The organism is Hydrogenophaga taeniospiralis (assembly GCF_020510445.1).
Taxonomy (GTDB): domain Bacteria; phylum Pseudomonadota; class Gammaproteobacteria; order Burkholderiales; family Burkholderiaceae_C; genus Hydrogenophaga.
The window spans coordinates 1302754-1329156 of sequence record NZ_JAHBAG010000001.1 but is presented as its reverse complement, the minus strand read 5'-3'; the positions used below and the strand labels follow the sequence as shown (position 1 = coordinate 1329156).

Genomic DNA, 26403 nt, shown 5'->3' with positions numbered 1-26403 from the left:
CACGTGACGAGCTACGGATTTTCAATGGAAGAGACTGCCGGCCAGATCCGTCATATCGCTCCCGATGAAGTTGAAAAGCGGGAAAGGCTGGTGTCATCGAACAACTCCTTGTCCGAGGCGGCGCCCGCTATGCGAAGTCTTGCAGTCGGCTCTTAAAAAGTTATTAACGCGATTGCTGCATGATCATTAAGAATGGATGGTGCCCCGATACGGATTGATAAGACATGAATCTCCTCCTTGTTGAAGACGACCAGATGCTGGGCGAGTCCATATGCGACGGCGCGCGCCAGAGTGGATGGCACATCGACCACGTCTGTGATGCGGCGACTGCGCGCGGCGCGCTGGTGGATCACACCTATGCCGCCGTTCTGCTCGACATCGGTCTTCCGGGAGATTCGGGCCTGTCCGTGCTGCGATCGATGCGCGGGCGATACGACCCCACGCCGGTGCTGATCCTGACGGCGCGCGGCCAACTGAGCGAGCGCATCGCTGGCCTGGACGCGGGTGCCGACGACTATCTGGTCAAGCCGTTCCAGTTTGATGAACTCTGGGCGCGCGTACGCTCTGTGATCCGCCGCAGCCAGGGAAGCGTCGTTCCGGTGTTCACCTACGGGGACGTGCGCATCGACCGCAGCAAACGCGTCATCACCAAGGCAAGGGTCGAGGTCGTCCTCAGTGCACAGGAGTACCGCACCCTGTTGGCACTGCTTGAGCGCCCCGGCCACGTGGTCACGCGCGACCACCTGCACGATGTCGTCTATGGCACGGCCAGCAACGTCGAGAGCAACACCATCGCCGTGTTCATCCACCAGCTGCGCCGCAAGCTCGGGGACGATCTGATCCGTACCATTCACGGGCTCGGCTACGTCATCGGACAGCCGACCGCATGAAGTCGAGATCGCGCTCCTTCAACGCGCAACTGATTCTGGTGATCATTGCGGTCATCGCGCTGTGCTGGACGGTGGTGTTTGGGGTCGTTCTCACGCAGTTCTCGCTCAACCGTTCCAGCACCTGGGACGAGAAACTCGGGGCCATTGCCACCCAACTGCTGGTCACGATCCCAGCCGATAGCAATTTCGACATACAAGGCAAGCCGCGGCTCAATCTACGTGCCGCCCCCGGTACTGTGCACGAACCTCTTGTGTTCCAGATCTGGGTCGATCGCAGCAATATGGTCGCCGGTACGCCAGGAGCGCCTGAATCGCCGCTCCAGCCTGATTTCGCCGACGGCGCGGCCTCGACCCTCGTGCAGGACCAGAAGTGGCGCGTCTACTCCGCCTCGGACAGTACCGGGCGTGTGGCCGTACAGGTGGGCAATCTGCAAAGCGTCGTGGATGCGGACATGCGCCACGAAGCGACGCATGCGCTTGTCCTGGCAACGGTGCTGCTCGTGATTGCAGGCTTCATCATGTGGCTCGTCAGTCAGAGCGCTCTCAGACCCGTGCGCGCGCTCGGGGCGGCCATGCGCCATCGCCGTCGCTTCGATTTCACCGCCTTGCCGCTGGATCGCTTGCCGCGGGAATTGCATCCACTGGTCGACTCCTTCAACCACGTGCTCAAACAGCTCGACGAGGCCATTGAAAGCGAGCGCCGCTTCATTGGCGATGCAGCCCATGAGCTGCGCACACCGTTGTCGGCTCTGCAGGCACAGGCCGAGATCGCTCTGCGAGCCACCAATCCCCAGGACAAGGATGGCGCCCTCAGAAAGCTGCTGGTGGTCGCCAGGCGCAGCACCCGTCTTTCTGAGCAGTTGCTGGATCTGGCGCGCATCAATGCCGGCGCCAAAGCCCCCAAGCACATGCCCGCCGATTTGAGCAAACTGGTGCAGCACGTCGCACAGGAGTTCGAGGTCTACGCAAGCCTGAACCAGCGCGCGCTCTTCCTGGATGTGCATGCCTGCGCGATCCCATGCGACATCGATGAGATCGGCATTCTGCTGCGCAACCTGATGCACAACGCCATGCGGTACACCGCCGAGGGTGGGAATGTGCTCGTGCGCTGCGGCTACCAAACCCACGAGGGGAACGAGCCAGCTCGCGCGGTTTATCTGGAAGTCGCCGATGACGGCCCAGGCGTTCCAGCCGAGGAACGCGAGGCCATCTTCGAGCGCTTCCATCGGGTCGCGGACACGCCCGTGCGCGGCAGCGGCATCGGCCTGTCGCTGGTCGCCGGCATTGCCGAATCGCACAACGCCACCATTCAGACCGGCACCGGCTTGGAAGGCCGGGGCCTCATGGTGCGCGTCGTGTTTCCTGGCATCGTCGAGCCAAGGGGTCCCGTCTAGTCCGCCCGATTCCCATTCGAGGGACCATGGTCGGTTCATGACGCGCAGCCGAGGCCGGCCATAGCACTCAATACACGGCGCGCTGACGTGATGGCCTACGCGTGAACGCATAGCCAGAGACCGGCCGCCTTAGAGGCCAATCTCTTACTGCTTTGTGCGCCGATCCGTCTTTCCAAAATGCATGCCGGTGGGCGAAGGAACGAGCACCTCGTTCGAGAATGTCCCTTGTCCCGCAGAACATTCCAACTGTGGGCGCGGTCCCGATTTGAGCCACATGCCGAACCGTGAGTGAGCCAGGCCGGGGACGCGAATTGACAGCGCCTTTAACGGCGTATCCCTCGCTTCGGTGGCACAACAAATAGTCGGTGCGTGGCTCAAATCGGGGCTGGGGGCTGGCATCAACACATGAGTGCTTACGATCACCTAGATCTGTCCGCGCGAAAGTTCAAATGGGATTGCGCACTATGAAATATCCCTGGCTAGTTGGTGTCTTCTGGTGGCATCTCGCATCTGCCGCCATTCACGTGGAGTCGCCCCACATTGCGCCTTGAATGCCCGGGACAACGCTGCTTCACTCCCATATCCCACCTCGATCGCGATCGTCTTCAACGGTCGCCCTTGGGTCAATGCCTGTTGCGCCAGCCTGACGCGCCACGCTTGCAGATAGGAACCAGGCGTGCAACCGACAACGCTGCGAAAGCTCCCGGCGAACACGCTGCGAGACATTCCCGCGAGGTCGGCCAATGCCTCCAGCGACCACGCCCGCCCTGGCTGCTCGTGCATGGTCACCAGCGCCTTGCGCAGTCTGGGATGCGACAAACCGGCCAGCATGCCGCCGCCCATCTGGCCCGTTTCCATCAGGTGCCGCAGCACCTGAATCAACACGACCTCAAACAGCCGGTCGACCAGCGCATGCCGACCGCAGTTGTTGCCGAACGCTTCATCGAACAGAAGTGTCAACGTCTGGCCAGCGCCATCGATGCTCTCCAGCGGCAAGCAGATGACGTCTGGCAGCGCACCCACCACCGGGTTCGCTGCGCCACCGTCGAAGTGCAGTTCTGCACAGGCCAGGTCGACGCCCCGCTGCACGTCTGAGACGAAGCGGCGGGCGATGGGGCGCGGATAGAGCAGCAAGCTGGGAACGCTTACATGGAGCGTTGGGCGTCCGGGATGGATGACCTCCATGGTCCCCGTCCTGATCAGGTGTATCTGGCCGCCTTCGCCAGGGGCGGAGAAATCCGTGATGCCGCACAAGGCGCCCGAATGGAACATGCGCGCGCGAACCGGGAAGTGATTCAGCAGAGCTTCCAGGCGATCGGTGCATGCCTCGGTCATTCGATACTCCTAATCAAGTTATCGGTATTTTAAGTGATTAAAAGTCCTTATTCCGAGCCTAAAGTTCGTCCTGCCCAACGGCAACACGCCATTCCTTCAAGTCACACGGAGCCCTTCATGCCCATCGAAAAAGTCCTCTATCAAGCCCAAGCCACCGCCACTGGCGGCAGGGAAGGCCATGCTTCCTCCTCGGATGGTTTACTGAAAGTCCAACTGTCCACGCCGCGCGAACTCGGCGGCGCCGGCGGCACCGGCACCAACCCGGAGCAGTTGTTTGCCGCGGGCTACTCAGCCTGCTTCCTCGGCGCGCTGAAATTCGTCGCGGCCCAAGAGAAGGTGAAGCTGTCGGATGCGACCAGCGTCACGGGCACGGTCGGGATCGGTGCCATTCCCACCGGTTTCGGCATCGAGGTTGATCTGCAGATCAGCCTGCCCGACTTGCCCCATGAACAAGCGCAGGAACTGGTCGGCAAAGCTCACATTGTCTGCCCGTACTCCAACGCCACTCGCGACAACATCGCCGTGCGCTTGACCGTCGTTTGACTTGCCCGACCCATATTCGCTTTCAACCAAGGATCAACATCATGAAATTCACACACAAGCTCATCGCTGCCTCCGCCATTGCACTGACGTCCACCCTGTCGCTGGCAGCTGGCAGCCCCGGTGTCGAACGCAACATCCAAGCCTTCCTCGAAGCCCTGGCCAAAGGCGGCGGAAAACCGCTCGAAACCATGTCGCCCGCCGACGCACGCCAGGTGCTCGTAGGTGTACAAAAGGGCGCCAAACTGCCTCCAGCCGACGTGAGCGAGAAGACCATCACGGTCGACGGCAAACCCATTGTGCTCAACATCGTGCGGCCGGCGGGTGTCAAGGGCGTGCTGCCTGCATTCATCTTCGTGCACGGCGGCGGCTGGATCCTGGGCGACTTCCCGACGCATGAGCGCTTCGTCCGTGACCTGGTGGTCGATTCCGGTGCGGTGGCGATCTTCGTGAACTACACGCCGTCGCCCGAGGCACGCTACCCGGTGGCCATCAACGAGATTTACGCAGCGACCCAGTGGGTGGCCGAAAACGGCGCGCAGATCAACGTGGACGGCAAGCGGCTGGCCATCGCAGGCAACAGCGTCGGTGGCAACATGGCCACGGTGGTGGCACAGATGGCCAAGGCCAAAGGCACGCCCGCGCTGCGCGCGCAAGTGCTGTTCTGGCCGGTCACCAACGCGAACTTCGAGAACGCGTCATACGACGAATTCGCCAACGGCCACTTCCTCTCCAAGGACATGATGAAGTGGTTCTGGGATGCCTACACCACCAACCCAAAGCAGCGCCAGGAGATCTACGCGTCGCCGCTGCTGGCCACGCCCGAGCAATTGAAGGGTCTCCCTCCGACGCTGATTCAAACCGCCGAGAAGGACGTCTTGCGTGACGAAGGTGAGGCCTATGCCCGCAAGCTGGATGGAGCGGGCGTGAATGTGGTAGCGACCCGTTACAACGGAATGATCCACGACTTCGGCCTGCTCAACGTGCTGGCAGACCTGCCTACCACTCGCGCGGCACTGCATCAGGCCAGTGAGGAGCTCAAAGCACGACTGCGCTAAGGACGTGCGCTGATCCGACACTCCGTCGTTGCTGGGCCAGCTTTCGTCTACCCGACAGGAGCGGGCCAGCTCGGAGTTGGCCCACTCCCGTGGATGGGTGTTGGTTTGATATTCAAACGGCTTTGTTGCACAAAGTCGGCTCTCTGGGCGGGTAGCCTCAGGATATGACTGAGCCCAAGGGCGCCAAGGCGCGCTCAAGACAACCAACTGGGCTGCGTACTACGCCACGCTCAGGGCCCGAGGGTCGCTGACCATCTGGCTTGACGAAAACATGCAGTGGTACGCCCCGGCCAGCGCGGGCGCCTGCACATCTTCTCCGACGCGACCATCCAGTTCTGCTTGAGCATCAAAATGCCTCTTTGGTCTGGCACTGCGCCAGAGCCTGGGGCTGGCGGAGAGTCTGCTGTGCCTGGCTGGCCTGGACTGGAGAGTCCCCAACTTCAGCGCCGTGTGCCGGCGCCAGAAGAGGCTGCGGGTGCAACTGCCCTATATCGAGCCAGCACCACCGCGCTGAGCCTGCTGGTGGACAGCACCGGGATCAAGTTCCTGGGCACGCGCAAGAACGCCCAACCGTGGAAGGCGACTCTGGTGGGGGCGGTCGTGCGCAACGATGCGCTCAGAGCCTGTCACAGGCTGGGGCATAGCATCTGGAAAAAGTGGAGCGGCTACCACCGCAGAAGCTTGGTGGAGACCAAGATGCATTGCTTCAAGCGCCTGGACGAGCGCGTGATGGCACGCACGTTTGAGCGTCAGGTGGTGGAGTTGCTCGTGCGTGTGGCTCTGCTCAACCGTTTCACCCAGCACGGGCGCCCGACAACGGTGCCCGTGCTTGCCATGCCGTAACTGCGTCTGGGGTTAGGGTCATCTCGCCCCCCTTCCGACTTGTGCAACAAAGCAAGTTGAACCTACTTCGGAGGCTAAACAATAGCCCCCGAAGTAGGCCGTGTTACGAAGGAATAATATAAAACTGCTCTTGCACCACTGCGTTGTATTCCCACTGATCGATGTTGGCACCGTTCGCTGTGCTTGCACCAGTTACGTTCATTGCTTTGCCACTGAGGCGGTTCCTTATGACATAGGTCCCGTCGCCGATCGGCGTGATCGCCCAATGTTGTTGGGGTACGTTGTCATCCGCCCAAATCTGAACATTTCCGGCATCGGCTCGTGACAGTCCCCCAACCTCAACCAACTTGCCCGTCCCTACATTGCGGATCTTGTAGTAGCCAGTGTCGTCGTCGACCAGCTCGAAAGTGAACTTTTGGCAGTTGTTGTTAAGCCATGGCCACTGCTGGACATTCGTGCCGTTGGCCACACCGCAGCCCACGACATCGACTACCTGACCACTGTGTCGGGCCTGGATGCGGTAGATGGTTCCAAGGACGGGGAAAGGCCGTGAGAGAAGCTCCGGTTTCACAGTGCGGCCGCCGATGATCAGACCGCTGACGTTCGAGTAGCCGCCCGCCGCGGCGTTGATCTGCAGGCGGACATAGCCAACACTGCGATTCGACCATTCGACGACCTTGACGTTCCGGTTCGCCGCCCAATTGCCCGAAGCGACCTGGGTCCAGTTGACCCCGTCGATGCTCGTGTAGACGGTGTAGCTCGTGATATCACCATCGGCGGAGTTGTTGCGGCGCCATTGCTTGGGCAGGTATTCCAAGGTCGATACGTTCGACCACACACCGCCCAGATCGACGGTGATGGCGTGCGGCAATGACGGTGTGACCGCCCACGTAGACCAACATGTCTCCTCTCCGTTGTTGCTGCGACCGTCGATCGCATGCATCGCCGGTTCGCCTGGGTGGTACCCAGTCGCATGTGCAGCAACGGGTGTGATTGGCCATTCCGCGCGGACTTGTTGGGTGGGTAACTGCGGGCGCGCGTTGTTCGGGCCAGCCCAAGCCGCCCCGACCTCTGTCAGTCGGTTCACGATGTTCGTGTCCAAGAGACCGTTGCGATTGGGGGGGCAGTTGAGGATGAACGACACCCACGTTGGCTCCAACGTCTGCAGGTGCTGCAAGATGGCATCTCGGCTCATCAGACTTTCGCTTGGCGTCGATGGGTGCCAAAACCATCCGTCGCTGACGGTCTGCCCTTGCATGGCGGGATAGGTATTGTTGCTGGGGGCGGTGACCCCGAGCGGCTCTTCAAAGTAGATAGCATCGCCTAGCCATGGCACCGACAGCGCGCCGTGGTCGATCATCACGCAGTTGGGTTGCAGCGAGCGAACGAGATTGCGAATTTGCTGGTACGGAACCTGCTGTTGGCCCATCTGCCATGCGTACCCGTCCGTGATGAGGATGTCGATCGTTCCGTAGTTCGTCAGCAACTCGCGAATCTGGTTCAGTACCAAATTGATGTCCACAGGGGAAATCGTCTGATTCCCGTCATTGACGAACCCTCCAAGGCTCTGCACACCCTTCGTCCGATCCCAGACAGAGAAGTAGAGGCCGACCTTCAAACCGCGCGAGCGGAACGCTTCCACGTACTGCGCCACGATGTCTTGCCGGTACGGCGAGTTCATCACGTTGTACGAACTGTGCGCGGTCGGCCACAGAGCGAACCCGTCGTGGTGCTTGGTCGTCAAGACGCCGTACTGCATCTTCGCCCGCACCGCGGTATCGGCCCACTGCGCGCAATTCACGGAGCTTGGTGCGAATAGTGACGGATTCTGATTCGGCGCTGCCCATTCCTCATTGGTAAACGTTCCCATGTTGAAGTGGTTAAACATGCCAAATCGAAGATTCACGAAGTCCTGCAGATTCGTCTGCGATTGGGCAAAGACTTCGGTTGAGATTGAACCAAGCAGTGGCACAGCGCCCAATGCGCCAAGGAAACCGCGTCGTGACAGTTGGTGAGAGTTCATGTGGTTGTCTCCAAGATAATGTTTCCGTACTTGTAGTGCAGCACGGTGATTGGGGTAAGCGAAAGGAGGCTATTGGGGCGACCGTGCTCAGTAAAATGGTCCAGCCGCGGTTCTTTTAGCTTTATGCAAAACGCGAAGCGCAGAGCATGAGATATCCATTCGGTATAAATGACGCATGACGACCTGTAAATGTCATTTCATTGCGGGCGGTGGACCTCGAGCACCGTGTGTCGGGTTGGTACGCCGCGAGGCGGTGGAAACTTGCTCTCCCGCTGCCGGTCGACGATCTGTGTCATCTCGTCGAACCGGTACTGCCTGTGGGCGATGCCCACCCAAATGCGCTGGAGTTTGCGCCCCCCCTTGGATAGCTACGGGGTTTTCGATTCGGTGAGCGATGAAGTCGGCTCGTTTATGGTCAGTAGGCGGGCGTCCACCGGCAGATGGGGGATCAGGTTCAATTTCTGGTGAATCATTGCCATGCCGTGCACCTCGGCCGCATGCGTCGAGGCCGCCGCGCGTGGTGTTGGTTTCGGTCTGGTAGACGCCGCTCGTGATCGTCATCCGTGGCGACTTGTCGGCGCCATTCTCGCCATACATTGCACGCATCTCGCCCTTACGTCTGTAGACGCTTTGCGCATACCCATCAGTTGCAGCAAGGGCAGAGGCGGCATGGAGACCTGGTCGATGGGCATGGAGCATGGATGTAGGTATATGGCAGGCCGTTTGGTAAGTCCAATTTACCGAATTTGGTAGTTTTTTCAAATTGGTAAGGCCACTATGGCATATTTTTTGAGCGTATTTATTGGTAAAAACCCTATGTATCTTGGTATATCTAAAGAGGAATATGATGGAACATGAGGTACAGCTGCCAGCCAGGTTTGGCCTTACCAAAATAATTGGCCTTACCAATTGGAAAATGGACTGTTCCTGGTCCGGAAGACGAACCTGTGTCTTCACATGAGTACATGAACTACCTCTAAGTAGTCCAAGTTATCGTCCACAACCCAGTGAGTCAGATTTCGATGGAATTCAACGTACGAGGCAATGCAGTTGCGCAATCATTCTTCATCGGTCTGAAAAATAACGAATCCGCAAGCAAATCAATAAAATTCTGGAGTTGGCCCGGTCGACGTATTTGATTGAATCAAAGTGTTTTACAACCGCCCCCCGCAACAGTCTTCTGGGCGGTATCAGTCCCGAGGCGTTTGAAATTGCTGCGGCTTGAGGTTGGGATTTGTTTACCGTACCGGGAGTAGGCCATTCAGCGCAATTCAACAGCCAGCATCTCTGCCTACCGATCGTAGCTTGCCTGAACTGAGCTACTTTGAGCCAATACTCTTCAAATACGCTTTCAACTGCGATGCCCGACCGATTTCGTCGGTGAGACGATTCCAACCATCCTCAATGCTCTTAATTGTCGACTTCGCATCTGCACTACCTTCAAGATATTTTGCAAGTGCCCCATCCAAGACCACCTGCTGGTAAATATTATTAGAAGGTATCCGCAAATCCAAAACCATATTCTGCGAGTACAGCGAGTCTTGAATTGCACCCAAGTATGCCTTCGTGGCTTTCATGGACATCCCTGACTTTATCCATGGTTCCAAATCCATGAATTGACTGAATCTGTACGGATTGAAGCCGGTCTCCCCTTTTGTGACATCCACGTTGGATTGTGCAGGCTGAGACATATAGGAAAAGAGGGCGTAGGCGGCGATTTTGACGTTTTTGTCGGCATGGGAACTAATACCTGCGGACCAGCCACCTGCGGCAGCAAAAGGCGCATGGTTTACACCGTCCTTTGCGAAGGGGCACTTGTCTTGCTCGCAGGAAATAAGTTTCCCCGTTGAGCGATCCACAATTTTCCTTGACCCGGGAAGAATTTGTACACCGACCTTGTCAACTACTTTGGACTTCTTCGCATCCGCTGCGAGTGGGCCGATATCACCCCAATCTACGGTTAGAGCACATCCGCCTTTTATGAACAGTGCTCTAGTGTCTCCAATGTCCATCTGCACCTCATTGGGCGGGCCATAGTTTGTAGACTCCTTATAAATTTCCAGCGCTCGAGTGAACCCTTCATTGTTTACCAATGGCGACATGTCGCCGCGGTTGAAGAACACCCCTTCCTGAGCCCCTTTTGATTGAAGATAACTCGCAGCGATAGTGGTAATAATCCAATACGATTGCCCCCCCTTCCTCTTTGCGATGCATGAGCCACTTATTTTTCCATCACCATAGTCCTGGTTATGGGTCAAGCGGGCTATCTCCAGATACTCATCCCAAGTTTGAGGCGGCTGCTTTCCAATTTTCTGCAAAATATCAGATCGGTAGTAGAGGAGATGAAAGTCCCCGTCTAGCGCCATCAAATAGGTCTTACTTCCGTACTTCTGCGACACGGCAGAGAAGAACGGGGCAATGTCGTTTGATTTCAGACCGGAGTCCTGATACATGCGACCAGACAGCTCTTCCAAGTAGCCCGGAATCGCAAAATCAGGCATCCATTGGGGCATGATCAATGCGGCATCTATTTCGCCTTGATTCAGTTGCCAATCCGTTTTTACTTTTCCATATAGGTCGGCGTATGGAACTGACTTAACAACTACCGTAGCTCCGGTGAGTTTTTCGAACTCCTTGGCACGACGTTTCAGTGGCTCCAAGATTGAAGGGCCATCAAAAGTCAGAACCCTGACTTTTGTACCGTCAAATCGCTTCAGCTCGGCGTGTGCCGCAGATCCAAGTGTCATTGTCAATAGAAATGCAGAAGAGAGAATTTTGATTCCTCTCCAGACTTCACGAGCGACATTTTCCAACGAATTTTCTTGAGTGGCTGCCGTCTGCATGGTTTGTCTCTCTGCTATTTATTGAGTCGAATGGGATTGACTTTAAATGGCTCTACAAGTCAATCCATATGAAGGCGGAGCATCCCGTCTGCCGAACTGTCAGCAGAAACTTCAAAACTCTTAACGGTGTGAACCAAGTCTTCCGCCTGGGATTTGAGTCCACAACCCTTCAGTTGTAGCAACGGCAGAGGCGACATGAAAATCAGATCGATGGGCATAGATGTAGGCATCTGGTTGGTCAATTGGCAAGTCCAATTTATTGAATCACCTGTGGCTTTGCCATATTTGTCGCCTGATCAGAGCCAGTACCTTAGACAGATGGGGGCGGTGGTGAGGCGTCTTGCACCGGGGCAGTACCCAGCTTGAACACCGCCACGCCCTGCACCAGCTCCTCGGCCAGACGCTGCAGGCTGCCTGCCGCCGCAGCCATTTGCTCGACGAGTGCTGCATTCTGTTGGGTGGTCTGGTCCATCTGCCCCACCGCCCGAGCTATTTGCGCTGTATGGGCACTTTGCGTTGCGTTCGCCTGGCTGATGGCGCCCATGATGTCGGTGGCTTGCCGGATGCTGGCCACCACCTCGACCATGGTGGTGCCGGCTTTGTGAACCAAACCGGAGCCGGTGTTGACCCGCTCCACGCTGTCGGTGATCAGTGTCTTGATTTCCTTGGCCGCTTCGGCACTGCGCCCAGCCAAGCTGCGTACCTCAGAGGCGACCACCGCAAAGCCACGGCCCTCCTCGCCCGCGCGGGCCGCTTCAACCGCCGCGTTCAGCGCCAGGATGTTGGTTTGAGAGGCAATATCGTCAATCACGCTGATGATGTCCGCAATCTTGCGCGAGCTGTCGTGGATGCCCCGCATGGTGTCCTCCACCTGACCGACGACCTCACCACCCAGCGCCGCCATGCCCGAGGCCTTTTGCGCCAGCACATTGGCTTGCTTGGCCGCATCGGCGTTTTGCTGCACGGTGGTTTCCAGTGCCTCCATGGCGGAGACTGTCTCCTGCAGGGCGCTGGCCTGGTGCTCGGTGCGGCTGGACAGGTCGTGGTTGCCATGGGCGATTTCGGCGGTGGCATGGGCCATGCGGTCGGCACCGTCGCGGACTTCGGCCACCACCTGACCCAGCTGCGTCTGCATCGCCAGCAGTGCCGCGAGCAACTGGCCAATTTCGTCCGCCTGAGCCGCGTGCTGCGTGGACAGGGGTTGCAGGTCCCCGGCTGCCACGCTTTGCGCAATCGTTACGGCGCGGGTCAGTGGCCTGGAGATGGTACGTGCCAGCCATAGCGCGAGCGCCATGCCCAGCGCAAAGCTGATCGTCAGTGCTGCTGTCGTGGTGCCCACGGCGCGCTCGTACACCGTTTCGCCGGCTTGGCGCGCCTGATGTACGCGTTGGGTGTTCAGGTCGAACAAGGTGAGCAGCGCGCCTCGGGCTGCATCGAAATGGACCTTGGAGCCGTCCACCAGCAAGTCCTTTGCAGCCTCGGTGAAGCCGTTGTTGGACTGCTCCACGACCTTCTTGCTGTCGGCCAGGTAGGCCTGCCAGCCCGTTTGGAAGTCACGCCATGGCGTGGCTTCTTCCGCGCTGACCATGCGGCTTTCGTAGTGCGCCTGTGCCTGGTTGAAGGCTGCCAGCGCGTCGACCATGGCCTTGTCGGCCTTCTTCTTCTCAGAGGGGCCAGCCGCAAGTACATGCTGCTGCTCTGCGCCACGGTAGTCGCTAGCCCGGATATTCATCTCCGAGACCGCATGCAGTGCAGGCACCAGGTGATCCCCCAAATCCGTTACCCCCTGGTTGACCGTACGCAGCGCGAACAGGCCGGAGAGGCACACCAGCGCCATCCACACCAACAACAACAAAAACACCAGGGTCAGTTTGGTAACCAGCCGACGGTTCAGAAACCAGTGCATAGTCTTCCTCAGACTACAGCCAGCGCATTGCGCAGCTGGGTTTGTGCAAGGGGCAGTTGCAGTTCCGCTGCCCGTTGCACCACGGGTGCTATGCGCCGCTGCTTCTTTTCACCGTGATTTTTCGCAATGTCGGCCAGGCGGTGTTCCAGAAACGGATTGAGCAGCCGATCGCGCAATTCCTCCAGGTAGCTGCGGGCTTCGGCGCCTGTGCCCTCCGCGTCAAACACCGGCAGCACTTCATCGGCCCACACGGCTTCCAGCGGCGTGCGCAGCGTCGGCGTGTGCATGGCCTGCACCACGGTCATGTCGGCCAGGCTGCCCAGCTGCTGCCAGCACTCCGCCAAAAAGGTATGACCCAGGTTCAGCAGCCAGAGCTTGCGCTGCTCATAGGCCGCCAGTTGGTCGGTCACGATGAGGGCCGGATGGGTGCACGGCAGCACCATGCGCGGCTGGCGCTCCACGGCCCATAGCGCATAGGGTTCCGCCACCGCACCGGCGGGCTCGAGTGGGGACGACACAATGCGGTCCACCAATGAATTCACCCACACGCAGTGTTCACGAAGGTAGTGCACAAACAGGGGTGGCGCGTTCCACTCCGTGGCCAGGGTGCAGACCAGCGTGCGCAGCACGTCCCCGTTGCGGCTGACCAGTTCGCAGGGATAGATGGTCAACGGCGCTTCGGGCTGCTGTTGCCAGCGCTGGTAGAGCAAGACCACCAGTTTGGCGGGGTACGCAAATGGTGTAGCGTCTGGCGTTTGCAGCAGAGCGGCTGTATCCCGGGCGTCCAGCAAAAAACCGGTGTCTGCGGTGTTGGAAATGATGACTTGTACTGAGCCGGCCATGGCCTCGCGCAGCCGCGCCCAGCCATGGCGGGCATGCCACACAGCCTGCACTGCGTTCACTTGCACGGTCTCTTCGATACGCTGGCCCTGTTGCATGCCACGCAGCTCCACGCGGTAGCCGTGTGCCAGTGCGGCAGCGCGTGCGCTGCTCTGCGGGCTGTCGGTGCTCTGGACGACAGCAATGCCACCCAGCGCTTGGCCCTGGGCCAGGGCCTGCGAGATGAACAGGTCTGCGTGCGCCTGCAGGAAGCGGCCAGTGCCGAACTGGAGAATGGGGTAGTTCACCGGCCCTGGCCCTCTCAACATTCGACCAGGGCCTTGACCACGCCTTGTGCAGGGTCCAGCAGTGTGGCGAACTTGGCGGGTACGTCGGCCAGCGACAGGCGATGGGTATTGAGCGCCGCGGTGGGAATCCGTCCGCCCCGCATGGCCTCCAGCACGGTCTCAAAATCCTCCATGGTGGCGTTGCGGCTGCCCAGCAGCGTGGCCTCGCGCTTGTGGAACTCGGGGTCGGAAAATGTGATGCTGTCACGCACCACTGACACCATCACATACTTGCCGCCATGGGCAATGAACTGGAAGCCCCGCTCCATGGCCTTGGCGTTGCCGGTGGCGTCAAAAACGACATCGTAGAAGTCCCCTTCGGTCAATGCCCGCAGCTCCTCCAGGTCGTTGTCACCAATCAGCACACCCGCATGCGCGCCCAGGTGTTGCTTGCAGAACTCCACCCGCTCGGTCCGTGTGTCCAGCGCCGTGACCTGGCCACCGCGCAGGCCGGCAAACAGCAGAGCGGCCATGCCAATGGGGCCGGTGCCCACCACCAGCACACGCTGGCCGGGCTGCACGTCAGCGCGGCGCACGGCGTGGGCGCCTATGGCCAGAAACTCCACCATGGCCGCCTGGTCCAGCGACACGCCTTCGGCCTTGCGCACAAACTGTGCGGGCACGCTGAGGTACTCTGTGAATGCGCCGTCACGGTGGACACCCAGTACCTGGATGTTGACGCAACAATTGGTCTTGCCCTGGCGGCAGGCGACGCATTGCCCGCACGACAGATAGGGCATGACGAAGACGGTGTCGCCGTGTTGCAGCATGCTACCCGCGGGGGCCTCCTCCACGGTGCCCGCAATTTCGTGGCCCATGACACGCGGATAGGCCAGATACGGCTGGTTGCCGGTGAAGATGTGCAAGTCGGTGCCACACACGCCCACACGGCGAATGCGCAGCAGCACATCCCCTTCGTTGCGGGTGGGTGCGGCTCCTTCAATGGCGCGCAGCACGCCGGGAGTTTCACAAATGACGGTCAACATAAAAATCCTTGGATAGTGCGGGGTTAGTCGGTGTGAAACACGGATTCCATGGCAGCCCAGTGCTCGTCCGGGCCGCGGGATTCCAGCGGGCGCTGACAGGGACCACACAAGGTCCACCAACGTTGTGTCTCGGCGTCGGCAGCAATGGCGGCCATGTCCGCGTCAAAGTCTTCGCCGTGGTATTCCCAATAGCCGAACAGCAGGTTTTCGGGTTCGCGCAGGAAGATGCTGTAGTTGCGCACGTTCGATTGGTGAATACGCTGCAGCACAGCGGGCCAGACGGCCGCGTGCAGGCGCTTGTATTCGGCGATGTGTTGGGGGTCAATGCCGATAACCCAGCCCATTCGTTGCATGTGAGTCTCCAGTTTTGTGTCAGTCAAGGTGGTACAGGCGGCGCGCATTGCCGCCAAAGATGGCCGCCATGCCGGCGTCGTCCATGCCAGCATGGGCGCGGCACAGCGCGCGGGCCATGGCGAGCCAGTCGGGGTAGTCGGCGACCAGTTGCAGCACGGGCCAGTCGCTGCCCCAGATGAGCCGGCGTACGCCAAATACTTTCAGGGCATGGTCCACATACGGGCCCAGCGCCTGCGCATTGGGGCTGTCACCGGCCTCGGTGAGCAACCCGGACAGCTTGCAATGCACCTGGGGCAGCGTGGCCAGCGCCTGCAAATGGGTGCGCCACGGCTCCAGCCGCTGCTCGGCGATTTCGGGCTTGGCGGCGTGGTCGATGACGATCGACAGCGCGGGGTGCCGTTGGGCCATGATTCGCAGCGCCTGCAGATGCTGGGGCAGCACCAGCGCGTCAAACACCAAGCCGTGGGCCTCCATGGCGCACAGGGCAGGCGCCAATGCGGGGTTGGCAATCCACTGGATATCGGGCAGGTCCTGCAGCATGGGGCGTAGCCCCTTGAGCTTGGGGTGCTGCGCCAGCGCTGCGATCTGCGCGGGCGCGTCTGCGGCGAGCAGGTCCACCCAGCCCACGACGCCCAGCACGAAGGGGTTGCGCTGCGCCATCTCCAGCAGATAGTGGGTATCGGCGAGCGTGGGCAGCGATTGGACCAGCACGGTACCGGTCACTCGGCACTGCGCCAGCGCAGGCTGCAGGTCGGCCGGGCCAAAGTCGCGGTAGATGGCCGCCAGCGCGGCCGGTGGCCACTGGCCGGCGCGGTCTGCCAGCTTCCAGAAATGCTGGTGGGCGTCGATCAGCATGGGGCTGTGCTCAGGCCGGTATCGGTGCATCCGGGTGCAGCAGTCCGCAGGTGCGCAGGGTCTGCCACAGTGCAGCGGGAATGGGTGTCTCCAGCCAGGCGACGTTCTGCTGCAGCTGGGCGGCGGTGCGGGTGCCGGTAACGCAGCTCACCACCGCAGGGTGCGCCAGCGGAAACTGCAATGCCGCAGCCTGCAAAGGCACGTCGAATTCTTCACAAACCTGCGTGAGGGCTCGCACACGCGCCACCACGGCCGGTGGTGCCTCCGCGTAGTTGAACTTGGTGTTGCCGGCCAGTACACCGGAATTGAACGGGCCGGCGGCCACGATGGCATTTCCGCGGCGCAGGCATTCATCCAGGCAGGGGCTCAGGCTCTCCTGCTCCAGCAGGGTGTAGCGTCCGGCCAGCATGGTGCAGTCCAGATCGAACTCCTGCATGCTGTCCATCACCACCTGCCACTCGTTGACGCCAAGGCCCACGGCCCGCGTCGAGCCGCTGCGGCGCAATTCGTCCAGTGCGCGAAAGCCGCCGCCCTGTGTCAGTTGCTGCCAGTAGTGCTGGTGCGCATCCCCGTGGGTGTCGCGGCCGATGTCGTGCACATACAGGATGTCGATGTGGGCCAGGCCCAGGCGCTGCAGGCTGTCCTCGAACGAGCGCATCACGCCGCTGTAGCTGTAGTCGTAGTACGGGCGAAACGGATAGGGGTTGGCCCAGCCACCGTCGCCCGGAGCAATGCTGGTATCGGGGCGCAGCAGGCGGCCCACCTTGGTGCTGACCACGTACTCGTGGCGGGGGCAGTCGGCCAATTGGGCACCTAGCCGGTGCTCGGAGCGCGTGTAGCCATAGTAGGGCGCAGTATCAAAGTAGCGCACGCCGGCTGCCCAGGCGCTGGCAAAGACGGCCTCCACCTCGCGGGCGCTGGTGGCGCGGTACAGGCCACCCATTTGCGAGCAGCCCAGACCCAGAGCGGTCAGCCGCAGGTCCACGCGGGGGAGTTTTTTCAGATCCGTGGTGTGCATATGCCCATCCCCCGGCAGCCAGTGCCGGAGGTGTCCTTGGGTTGGGTGGATTAGTAGAGAACGTTCTTGGCCGCAGGGGTGTCGATGTTCTTTTTGGTGACCATCAGCACACCGGTGTCGCGGAAGGCGGGTACTTTCTTGCCTTCAACCAACTCCACCACGGTCTTCACACCCAGGTTGCCCATTTCGAACGCGCTTTGCACAGCGATGGCTTCGATGGTGCCGTCCTTCACAAAGCCTTGCAGGTCGGAGTTACCGTCAAAGCCAATGGCCACGACTTTGCCGGCCTTGCCTGCTTGGGCCAGTGCACGGCCCATGCCAATGGCGGTGGGTTCGTTGGCGCCAAAGATGCCCTTGAGGTCGGGGTTAGCGGCCAGCACGTCCGTGGTCTGGTTCAGCGCCGTGCCCATCTGCGAGTTGGAATAGAAGGGGCCCACGATCTGCAGTTTGGAGTGCTTCTTGATGTAGTCGGTGAAGCCACCCACACGGCCGATTTCGGAGCCCGAACCGGCGGTGTAGGACATGATGGCAATCTTGCCGGTGGTGCCAATCTTGTCGATCAGCGTCTTGGCGGACATTTCACCGGCCGCCTTGTTGTCGGTGGCCAGGAAGGACTGGTAGTAGGCCTTGCCGGCATCCGACGCTGCGGAGTCAATCAACACAACAGGGATCTTGGCTTCCCACGCTTTTTTGATGGCGGGGATCAGCGCATCGGGGTCAGAAGGGGCCAGCACGATGCCTGCCACCTTGCGGTTCACGGCGTTCTCCACCAGGGAGACTTGCCCGGCCAGGTCGGTGTCAGAGGCCGCGCCCTGGAAGGTGGCGGTGTAGCCTTTGAGCCCGCCCACGGCCGTGGTGGAGCCTTTTTTCACGTTTTGCCAGAAGTCGGAGTTGGCGGTCTTCACAATGACGGCAATTTCCTTGTCGGCGGCCAGGGCCATCGACGACGCAGCCACCAGGGCGGATGCGATCAGGGTGTGGACAAATTTTTTCATTTCTTTCCTCATGTGTGAGTGGTGGTGGAGGTTGTCTCTCGAAGTCCCGGTAAGCCCTGCCGGTAGGGATCACTTGCGATGGCGCATCTGGTCTATCCATACGGCCAGCAGGATGACGACGCCAATCAGAATTTGTTGGGTGAACGCGGATACGCCGCTCATGTTCAAACCGTTGCGCAGGATGCCGATCACGAATGCGCCAATGACCGTGCCCGACACCGTGCCCACGCCGCCCGTGAGCGAGGTGCCGCCTATCACTGCGGCGGCAATGGCGTCGAGCTCGTACATCAGGCCTTCGCTGGGCTGGGCGGTGACCAGACGTGACATCAGCACGCAGCCGGTGAGGCCGGCCAGCAGGCCGGACAGCACATAGGCAAACAGCGTCACGCCATTGACGTTCACGCCCGAGAGCCGGGCGGCTTCCAGGTTGGAGCCGATGGCGTAGAGATGGCGCCCCAGCGTGGCGCGGTTGAGCAGGATGGAGGCGGCCAACGCCAGCACCACCATGAGCACCACGGGGTAGGGAATGCCGACAAACACCACATCGGGAAAACCGTCTGCACCGATATTGACGATGCGGAACAAGGCGCCGTTGCCGAGTTCTGCAAAGCTGTCGCCCAGGCCGCCAATGGCGCGTGCATCGGTGATCTGCAAGGCCACACCGCGCGCCACCAGCATCATGCCCAAGGTGGCAATGAAAGGGGGCAGCTTGAGCACGGTGACGCACAGGCCGTTGATGAGTCCGCACAGGCCACCGACCAAGAGGCCGGCCAGCATGCCCAGGGGCACAGGTGCGCCGGCCTTCACCAGCATGGCGGCCACCACGCCGGCCAGTGCCAGGATGGCGCCTACCGAGAGGTCAATGCCGCCTGTGATGATCACGCAGGTCGCTGCGATGCCGAGGTAGGCAATGGAGGTGACCTGGAGCGCCACGGTCATGCCATTGCCCACGCTGAAGAAGGCGTTGCTGGTGAACGAGAAGATGGCAACAAGCCCCAGCAGGCTGGCCAGCGCAGCAAATTTTTGAAACAGGTCTTTTTGTTGTTCGGTCATGGTGTGGTCCGGGGAAAAGTGGGCTTGGTGGGCTCAGCTGGCAGAGGGCACGCTGCGGCCGGAGGCGTAGTGCATGACTTCCTCCTGACTGGTTTCGCGGGTGGGGCGGATGGTGATCAGCCGGCCTTCATGGAAGACAGCGACGCGGTCGGTCATGCCCATGATTTCGGGCAGCTCGGAGCTGATCATCACGACGCCAATGCCCTGGCCTGCGAGCTGGTCCAGCAGCTGGTAGATGGCGTACTTGGCGCCCACGTCAATGCCGCGCGTAGGTTCGTCGAAGAACAGAACGCGCGATTCGCGGAACAGCCATTTGCTGATGACCAGCTTCTGCTGGTTGCCGCCCGAAAGCAGGCGCACGATCTGGCTGCTGCTGGGCGTGCGGATGTCGAGTGCGCCGATGTAGTGACGTGCGGCATCCTGCTCTTTGGCAAACTGGATCATGCCAGCACGGTTGGATACGGCTTCCATGTGGGCCAGCGTGATGTTCTGTGCCACCGTCATCTTCAATGCCAGTCCGTCGTGCTTGCGGTCCTCCGACAGGTAGGCCAGCCCATGGCGCACAGCATCGCGTGGCGAGCGGATCGCCAGCAGTTTTTCGCCCAGGAACACCTGGCCCGCGTCGATGGGGTCAGCACCAAAAATTGCGCGCGCCACTTCGGTGCGACCCGCGCCCATGAGCCCTGCAAAGCCCAGAATCTCGCCACGGCGCAGCTCAAAGTTCACGTCGTGGAACACGCCTTGGCGGGTTAGGCCCTGCACGCGCAAGAGCACCTCTGCGGTGGGCACGGATGTCCTTTTGGGGAATACATCGTCCAGCGATCGACCCACCATCTTGGCCACGATCTGTTCCACGCTGGTGTCGGCCAGGTGTTCGGTGGATACGTAGCGTCCGTCACGCAAGACCGTGACGCGGTCCACGATGAGAGCCAGTTCGTCCAGCCGGTGGGAGATGTAGACAATGCCCACGCCCGCACGTTTGAGCTCGTGGATGATGGCGAACAGCTTCTCGGTCTCCGACTCCGTGAGGGAGGAGGTGGGTTCGTCCATGATGAGAACCTGGGCGTTGAGTGACAGCGCCTTGGCAATCTCCACCATCTGCTGTTGCGCCACCGACAGGGTTTTGACCAGCGCATCGGGCGCAATGTCCAGCCCCAACCGGTCCAGGCAGTGCTGCGCCTGATGGTGCAGTGCGGTGCGGTCAATGAGCCAGCCCTTGCGCGGTTCACGCGCCAGGAAAATGTTTTCCGCCACCGTCAGGTGGGGCACCAGGTTCAGCTCCTGGTGAATGATGGCAATGCCCACAGCCTCGGACTCGGCAGTGGACTGGAACTGGCAGACCTCGCCTCGGTAGTGCAGTGCCCCTGCATCGGGCTGGTACTGGCCGCTGATGACCTTCATCAGGGTCGACTTGCCCGCACCGTTTTCGCCACACACCGCGTGCACCTCGCCACGCCGAACCTCAAAGCTCACCCCGTCCAATGCCAGCACGCCTGGGAAGCGTTTGGTTATGCCCTCTAGGCGCAGCAGCACGGCAGCAGCGGGGCTGGGTGCGTCGGAACGGATGGGGTCGGACACGGATGGCAGCAATGCAGACTCCTGTGGGGCGGTCTAAGGACGGCGAGGCAGGGGTATTTGCGTTGTTGCAAATTGGTAAGGCCACCTGACACTGTTTGGCATATTTGGCCTTACCAAGATGGGCATGCGTACTGGTATTTACCCGTAGTTTTGGGTAAAAAGAGAGGCAAACGGTCGTAAAAAAGGCCTGCGCAAAGGCGCAGGCCTGACCAATTTTGCAAAGTGGCGTGGAGTGGGGGGGGGTTAGCTCAGGACCACTCGCGCCGGTTGTTTTCTACCCAGCGCTGTTCCGAGGCTTGCAGGTGCATGCGCAGCGCGGTTTGTGCGGCCAGCACATCGCGGTTTTCCAGGGCGCGCAGGATGGCTTCGTGCTCCTGCAAAGCGGTGGCCCAGGTCTGGCCCGATTCGGAGTGGGCGCTGAGCCGCGCGGCGATGGGGCTGTGACGCTCGTCAAACAGCTCGCACACCAGGCGCTCCAGCACGGCGTTGCCGGTCATGGCGGCAATGGTTTGGTGAAACTGCCGGTCAAACACCAGAGGCGAGCGGTTTTGTGCCATGGCTGCCAGCATGTTGTCCAGAATCTGGCGCAGTGCCGCAAGCGCTTCGGGAGTGGCTTTGGCGCAGGCCTGCAGGATGACGGTGCCTTCGATCGCGGCGCGAGCCTGCATGAGTTCGATCGGGCTTTCGCCCATGGTGTCCAGGGCCTGGGGTTTGCGCTGGGCCACGCTGCACACATACACGCCAGCGCCCATGCGCACTTCCACGCTGCCCTCAATCTCCAGTGCAATCAGGGCTTCGCGCACCGAGGGGCGCGAGACGCCCAACTGCTGGGCCAGATCCCGCTCGGGCGGCAGGCGCGCACCGGGGGTGTAGTTGCCCTTGTCAATGAAGGCGCGTATCTGGTCGGCAATTTGTTGGTACAGCCGACGGTTGTCGACCTGTTTGAGCTGGTCCAGCATGGGGCCTCCGTGTGGGGTGCAGTTTACGCGACGGTGGGATTTGCCACGAGATTTTCAAGAAAATGGTCAGGCCAATTTGGCCTTTGCTACACTGGCCTTACCAATTTACGCCATTTAAGGCCACCGTTGCGCCTTTGAACATCCATCCATGCCCCCCTCCATTCCCCTGCTGATACAGCTCAGTGACCTTGACAACGTGGGCGTGGCCCGCAGCCCGCTGACGCCCGGCCAGCCCATTGCCGTGGGAGACGGGACGGTCGTGGCACGTGATGCCATCGCGGCGGGTCACAAGCTGGCGTTGCAGCCGATCGCCGCAGACGAGCCAGTGCTGAAATACGGCCAGACCATTGGTGTGGCCACGCGCGACATTGCCGTGGGCGAACATGTGCATGTGCACAACGTGGCCATGGTGGTCTCGCAGGCCGAGCACGGCGCGGGCAGCGCCTACCAGCCCGTGGTGCCCAGCAGCCAGCCCGCAACCTTCCTGGGCATCGTGCGAGCCAATGGGCGCGTGGCCACCCGCAACTACCTGGGCGTGGTGTCCAGCGTCAACTGCTCGGCCACGGTGTGCCAGCGCATTGCCCAGCATTTCACGCCCGAGGTGCTGCGTGCTTTTCCGAACGTGGACGGCGTGGTCGCCATCACCCACGGCCAGGGCTGCGGCATGGCCAGCAGTGGCGAAAGCATGGACGTGCTGCGCCGCACACTGCGCGGTTATGCGGACCAGCCCAACTTTGCCGGCGTGCTGGTCATGGGCCTGGGCTGTGAGGTGAACCAGGTGGCGGGGCTGGTGCAAGGGCTGCCCGAGCGTGCACCGGGGCTGTTTGCCACGCTAAAGATCCAAGATGCGGGGGGCACACGCGAAGCCATAGCGGCCGGCGTTGCCGCGCTGGAGCAGATGCTGCCCATTGCCAACCGCGCCACGCGCGTGCCGGTCAGTGCCCGGCACCTGACCGTCGGCCTGCAGTGCGGCGGCTCGGACGGCTATTCGGGCATCAGTGCCAACCCCGTGCTGGGAGCGGCGGTGGACCTGCTGGTGCGCCAGGGTGGCACGGCCATCCTCTCGGAGACCCCCGAAATCTACGGTGCTGAACACTTGCTGACCGCGCGCGCAGCCTCGCAGGCCGTGGCCGATCAACTGATGGCGCGGCTGCAGTGGTGGGAGGCCTACACCCAGACCCATGGCGCCGACATGAACAACAACCCCTCCCCCGGCAACAAGGCCGGTGGCATCACCACCATCCTGGAAAAGTCGCTGGGCGCCGTGGCCAAGGCCGGTAGCACAGGCTTGATGGCCGTGTACGAATACGCCCAGCCCGTGCGGGCGCAGGGTCTGGTGTTCATGGACACGCCGGGCTACGACCCGGTGTCGGCCACGGGCCAGGTGGCGGGCGGTGCCAACCTCATCTGCTTCACCACCGGGCGCGGCTCTACCTACGGCTGCAAGCCCACGCCCTCGCTCAAGCTGGCCACGCACACCGCACTGTTTGAGCGCATGCGGTTGGACATGGACTTTGACGCCGGCACCGTGGTGGAGGGCACACAAACCATTGCGCAGGCTGGACAACAGCTGTTTGAACTCATGCTGGCCACCGCCTCGGGCCAGCCTACGTGCAGCGAAAACAATGGCCTGGGGGACAACGAGTTTGTGCCCTGGCAGCTCGGGGCCGTAATGTGAGCGCGCCCCATGTTGTGACAGTGGGCGAGGCCATGGCCTTGCTGGTGGCGCAAACGCCCGGGCCGTTGGCTGCGGTGGAGCACTTCAGCCGCACCAGTGCGGGTGCCGAACTCAATGTGGCCACGGGCTTGTCCCGTCTGGGCTGGCGCGTGGGCTATATCAGCCGCGTGGGGCAAGACCCGTTTGGTGACTACCTGCTGGCCACGTTGGACCGCGAAGGCATAGACCGCCGCCATGTGCAGGCGGATGCACAGCACCCCACGGGCTTCATGCTCAAGTCCTGCGAGCCCGATGGACACGACCCGCAGATTGCTTACTTCCGCAGGGGCTCGGCTGCCAGCCACTTGGGGCCGGAGGATCTCCCCGCTGAGGGACTGCAGGGGGTGCGCTGGTTGCACATCACCGGCATCAGCGTGGCCCTATCGGACAGCGTGCGCGCGCTGGTACTGACCCTGGTGCAGCAGGCGCGGGCGGCGGGTGTGTTCGTGTCGTTTGACCCCAACTTGCGTCCGCGTCTGTGGCCATCGCAAACCGCCATGGTCGCAGGGCTCAATGATTGGGCGGCTCAGGCAGACCTGGTGATGCCGGGTTTGTCGGAAGGACAGCTGCTCACCGGGCAGACGACGCCACATGACATCGCATCTTGGTATCTGGACCGGGGCGCCCAGCAGGTCGTCATCAAACTCGGCCCGCAAGGCGCGTATGTGGCCGACGCCGCTGGGCGCACCACGGTGCCCGGCTTTCAGGTGTCGCGTGTGGTGGACACCGTAGGCGCCGGTGACGGCTTTGCTGTGGGCGTGCTCAGCGCGTTGCTGGATGGCCAGAGCCTGGCCGATGCCGCCCTGCGCGGCAACGCTATTGGCGCGCGCGTGGTCCAGTTTGTAGGTGACAGCGAGGGATTGCCGAACCCGGAGCAGCTGGCTGCCGCATTGCAGGTGCCGAGGCGCTATTGTTGATATTTCACAATTCATGACGGCTTTGTTGCACAAAGTCGGCTCTCTGGGCCGGTAGCCTCGGGACATGACTGAGCCCAAGGGCGCCAAGACGCGCTACAAGACAACCAATTGGGCTGCTACAACGCCGCGCTCAAGGCCCGAGGGTCGCTTGACGCAGACATGCAGTGGTACGCCCCAGCCAGCGACCAACGCGGGCGCCAGCACATCTTCTCCGACGCGACCATCCTAGGGTCCCTTTTTTAAAGAATTCCTAATAACTCTAAAAATCCCCTAAATCGGCTTGGGCAGTATCCGCTCTCACAAATGCGTCGTTTCGACGCGTCACGAGATCGGAAGGTTCCATGTTGGATCGCACGCCAAGCCCAGGCACACCGCCACCCTTGATTTGTCCGCAGCGCAGCTTGCGTCGGCAGCCAGGGGCTGCACCTCGCTCATACCGCCAGGATCTGGGCGTTCCTGCGTCGCGATATCGCCATGGCCACGTGGCCCTGCCGGGTGCCAGCTTGTTGCGACGCGCCGGATCGCGCGGCATGACCGTTCTGCTGCTGGCCGCGCTGACGGGCTGCGCCACCCAGGAGCCGTACCAGCCGGCACGCCTGGACGCCCCCGAAGCCTGGACGATGCCGGCCGCCGAAACGGCACTGGCCACGCCAGCCGACGAAGACTGGTGGCGCGAACTCAACGATCCCGTGATCGATGCTCTGGTGGATGCTGCTCTGGCCGACAGTCCCAGCATCGCCAAGGCCATCGCGCGGGTCGACGAGGCCCGAGCCTTGCTTGGGGTGACTTCGGCGCAGCGCCTGCCCTCGCTGGACGTCAACGGCAACACCACGCGAGCCCGCAGCCTGAACACCGACAGCCCGAGCAGCGGCACTACCCTGAGCACGCAGAGCAGCATCGGACTGGGGCTTTCCTGGGAGATCGACCTCTTCGGTCGGGTCCGAAACTCGGTGGATGCCGGCATGCTACGGGTCCAGGCGCGCGATGCGGATGCCAAGGCCGCCCGGCTGGCCCTGACCTCGCAGATCAGCGACCTGGTGCTGGCTTCGCGGGCCTGCGAGCTGTCCACGGCCGTGCTGCGCGACGAGATCGACTCGCGTAAGAAGACTTTGGCGTTGACCCGCAGGCGGCTGGACACCGGCTTCGTCGCCCCCATCGAGGAAGCCCGAGCACAAAGCGGCCTGGCAGCCGCTCGCACGATGCTGGCCACGCGCGTGGAAGCCTGCGCACGCAACATCAACGCACTGGTGGCGGTTAGCGGTCAGCCTCGCCGTGTCGTGCAGGCCGTGGTCGCCATGGATACCCGGGCGGGCAGTGTGGCCGACCTGGTGACCACCATCCCGGCCCCACCGCCGGTGCAACTGGCGTTGCCGGCCACCCTGCTCATGGCCCACCCGGCGGTGGTCGTGGCCGAACGCGAAGCGGCAGCAGCTTGGTCGGACGTCGCGGTCGCACGCGCAGAGCGCCTGCCTAGGCTCGATCTGGGTGCTGCGCTGAGCGGTCAGTGGTTGCGGGCAGCCGGTCTATCCCTCAGCGAGACCGTCTGGTCCCTCGGGCCGACGCTCGGCGCACCTCTGTTGGACGGCGGTCGGGGCGCGGCCAGCGTCTCGGCGGCCCAGGCCCGCTACCGCGCCGCCGAGGCCGATCTGCGCCTGGCGGTCCGCTCGGCCGCGCAGGATGTGGAGAACGCCATGGCCGCCATCGAATCGGCCATCCAGCGCCGCCGCAGCACGCTGGACGCCGTCGCGGCCGCACAGCGCGTGCTGGACGCGACGCAGGCACGCTGGAACGTCGGCGCCGTCAGCCTGTTCGAGGTGGAGGATGCGCGCCGCCAACTCGCCGAGTCCCAGGACAGCGCCATCGCCGCTGCGCACGACAGCAACCGGGCATGGGTCGCGCTGGTACGCGCCTCAGGCCATGCCACGGCAGCCACCCAGGGAGGCTTGCTGTCATGACGACACCTACGCCATCCC

Annotated in this window: 20 protein-coding genes and 2 pseudogenes; 9 read left to right on the top strand and 13 right to left on the bottom strand. The window is 61.7% G+C overall.

The features are described 5' to 3' along the window. Positions 1 to 224 precede the first annotated feature (224 nt). Together KIH07_RS06520 and KIH07_RS06515 are read left to right on the top strand one after the other, a co-directional pair. Positions 225 to 890 (top strand): response regulator transcription factor, encoded by a 666-nt coding sequence (locus KIH07_RS06520; RefSeq protein ID WP_226491192.1) that lies wholly within the window; start codon positions 225 to 227, stop codon positions 888 to 890. After that, entirely contained in the window at positions 887 to 2284 is a 1398-nt protein-coding gene (locus KIH07_RS06515; protein WP_226491191.1) for a sensor histidine kinase, read from the top strand. Before KIH07_RS06520 ends, KIH07_RS06515 begins: the two co-directional genes overlap by 4 nt. A 462-nt stretch (positions 2285 to 2746) precedes the next feature. Here KIH07_RS06515 and KIH07_RS06510 read toward each other — a convergent pair whose 3' ends face one another. Beyond that, entirely contained in the window at positions 2747 to 3619 is an 873-nt protein-coding gene (locus tag KIH07_RS06510; RefSeq protein WP_226491190.1) for an AraC family transcriptional regulator, read from the bottom strand. Positions 3620 to 3736: 117 nt separating this feature from the next. Between KIH07_RS06510 and KIH07_RS06505 the strand changes: the two genes are divergently transcribed. The 3 genes and pseudogenes from KIH07_RS06505 (at position 3737) to KIH07_RS06495 (ending at position 6060) form a co-directional block, all read left to right on the top strand. After that, positions 3737 to 4162 carry an organic hydroperoxide resistance protein gene (locus KIH07_RS06505; RefSeq protein ID WP_226491189.1) on the top strand — a complete coding sequence of 142 codons (426 nt, stop codon included), beginning with the start codon at positions 3737 to 3739 and terminating at the stop codon, positions 4160 to 4162. 41 nt (positions 4163 to 4203) lie between these two features. Beyond that, positions 4204 to 5217: an alpha/beta hydrolase gene (locus KIH07_RS06500; RefSeq protein WP_226491188.1), complete on the top strand. Its 1014-nt coding sequence runs from the start codon at positions 4204 to 4206 to the stop codon at positions 5215 to 5217. 164 nt (positions 5218 to 5381) lie between these two features. After that, a pseudogene (locus tag KIH07_RS06495) lies at positions 5382 to 6060 on the top strand (transposase). Positions 6061 to 6163: 103 nt separating this feature from the next. Here the strand turns inward: KIH07_RS06495 and KIH07_RS06490 are convergent. The 12 genes from KIH07_RS06490 to KIH07_RS06435 all read right to left on the bottom strand — a co-directional run bounded on the left by KIH07_RS06490 (position 6164) and on the right by KIH07_RS06435 (position 21796). Beyond that, a complete protein-coding gene (locus tag KIH07_RS06490) occupies positions 6164 to 8083 on the bottom strand; it encodes an alpha-L-fucosidase (protein WP_226491187.1) in 1920 nt (639 codons plus the stop codon). Between the two features lie 1319 nt (positions 8084 to 9402). Beyond that, positions 9403 to 10926 (bottom strand): ABC transporter substrate-binding protein, encoded by a 1524-nt coding sequence (locus KIH07_RS06485; protein ID WP_226491186.1) that lies wholly within the window; start codon positions 10924 to 10926, stop codon positions 9403 to 9405. Positions 10927 to 11236: 310 nt separating this feature from the next. Further along, positions 11237 to 12832, bottom strand: a complete 1596-nt coding sequence (locus KIH07_RS06480) for a methyl-accepting chemotaxis protein (RefSeq protein ID WP_226491185.1) — start codon at positions 12830 to 12832, stop codon at positions 11237 to 11239. An 8-nt stretch (positions 12833 to 12840) separates the two neighbouring features. Beyond that, positions 12841 to 13959, bottom strand: a complete 1119-nt coding sequence (locus KIH07_RS06475) for a mannitol dehydrogenase family protein (RefSeq protein ID WP_226491184.1) — start codon at positions 13957 to 13959, stop codon at positions 12841 to 12843. A 14-nt stretch (positions 13960 to 13973) separates the two neighbouring features. Then, entirely contained in the window at positions 13974 to 14984 is a 1011-nt protein-coding gene (locus tag KIH07_RS06470; protein WP_226491183.1) for a zinc-binding alcohol dehydrogenase family protein, read from the bottom strand. Positions 14985 to 15007: 23 nt separating this feature from the next. Then, positions 15008 to 15337, bottom strand: coding sequence for an L-rhamnose mutarotase (locus KIH07_RS06465; RefSeq protein ID WP_226491182.1), 330 nt, complete (start codon positions 15335 to 15337; stop codon positions 15008 to 15010). A 19-nt stretch (positions 15338 to 15356) separates the two neighbouring features. After that, on the bottom strand, positions 15357 to 16193 hold the full coding sequence (locus KIH07_RS06460) for an amidohydrolase family protein (RefSeq protein WP_226491181.1): 837 nt from the start codon (positions 16191 to 16193) through the stop codon (positions 15357 to 15359). Between the two features lie 10 nt (positions 16194 to 16203). Then, positions 16204 to 17211 carry an aldo/keto reductase gene (locus tag KIH07_RS06455; protein ID WP_226491180.1) on the bottom strand — a complete coding sequence of 336 codons (1008 nt, stop codon included), beginning with the start codon at positions 17209 to 17211 and terminating at the stop codon, positions 16204 to 16206. 50 nt (positions 17212 to 17261) lie between these two features. Beyond that, complete coding sequence (locus tag KIH07_RS06450; protein ID WP_226491179.1) at positions 17262 to 18206, bottom strand: ABC transporter substrate-binding protein; 945 nt, start codon at positions 18204 to 18206, stop codon at positions 17262 to 17264. 69 nt (positions 18207 to 18275) lie between these two features. Next, positions 18276 to 19259: an ABC transporter permease gene (locus tag KIH07_RS06445; RefSeq protein WP_226491178.1), complete on the bottom strand. Its 984-nt coding sequence runs from the start codon at positions 19257 to 19259 to the stop codon at positions 18276 to 18278. A 33-nt stretch (positions 19260 to 19292) separates the two neighbouring features. Further along, positions 19293 to 20849 carry a sugar ABC transporter ATP-binding protein gene (locus KIH07_RS06440; protein ID WP_226491177.1) on the bottom strand — a complete coding sequence of 519 codons (1557 nt, stop codon included), beginning with the start codon at positions 20847 to 20849 and terminating at the stop codon, positions 19293 to 19295. Positions 20850 to 21085: 236 nt separating this feature from the next. Then, complete coding sequence (locus KIH07_RS06435) at positions 21086 to 21796, bottom strand: FadR/GntR family transcriptional regulator (protein ID WP_226491176.1); 711 nt, start codon at positions 21794 to 21796, stop codon at positions 21086 to 21088. 148 nt (positions 21797 to 21944) lie between these two features. Between KIH07_RS06435 and KIH07_RS06430 the strand changes: the two genes are divergently transcribed. The 4 genes and pseudogenes from KIH07_RS06430 to KIH07_RS06415 all read left to right on the top strand — a co-directional run bounded on the left by KIH07_RS06430 (position 21945) and on the right by KIH07_RS06415 (position 26385). Beyond that, on the top strand, positions 21945 to 23474 hold the full coding sequence (locus KIH07_RS06430) for a UxaA family hydrolase (RefSeq protein WP_226491175.1): 1530 nt from the start codon (positions 21945 to 21947) through the stop codon (positions 23472 to 23474). Beyond that, positions 23471 to 24430: a sugar kinase gene (locus KIH07_RS06425; RefSeq protein ID WP_319004780.1), complete on the top strand. Its 960-nt coding sequence runs from the start codon at positions 23471 to 23473 to the stop codon at positions 24428 to 24430. Before KIH07_RS06430 ends, KIH07_RS06425 begins: the two co-directional genes overlap by 4 nt. Positions 24431 to 24494: 64 nt before the next feature. Next, positions 24495 to 24655 (top strand): annotated as a pseudogene (locus KIH07_RS06420) (IS5/IS1182 family transposase); the annotation flags it as partial. Between the two features lie 305 nt (positions 24656 to 24960). Continuing rightward, a complete protein-coding gene (locus tag KIH07_RS06415; protein ID WP_226491174.1) occupies positions 24961 to 26385 on the top strand; it encodes an efflux transporter outer membrane subunit in 1425 nt (474 codons plus the stop codon). Positions 26386 to 26403: the final 18 nt, after the last annotated feature.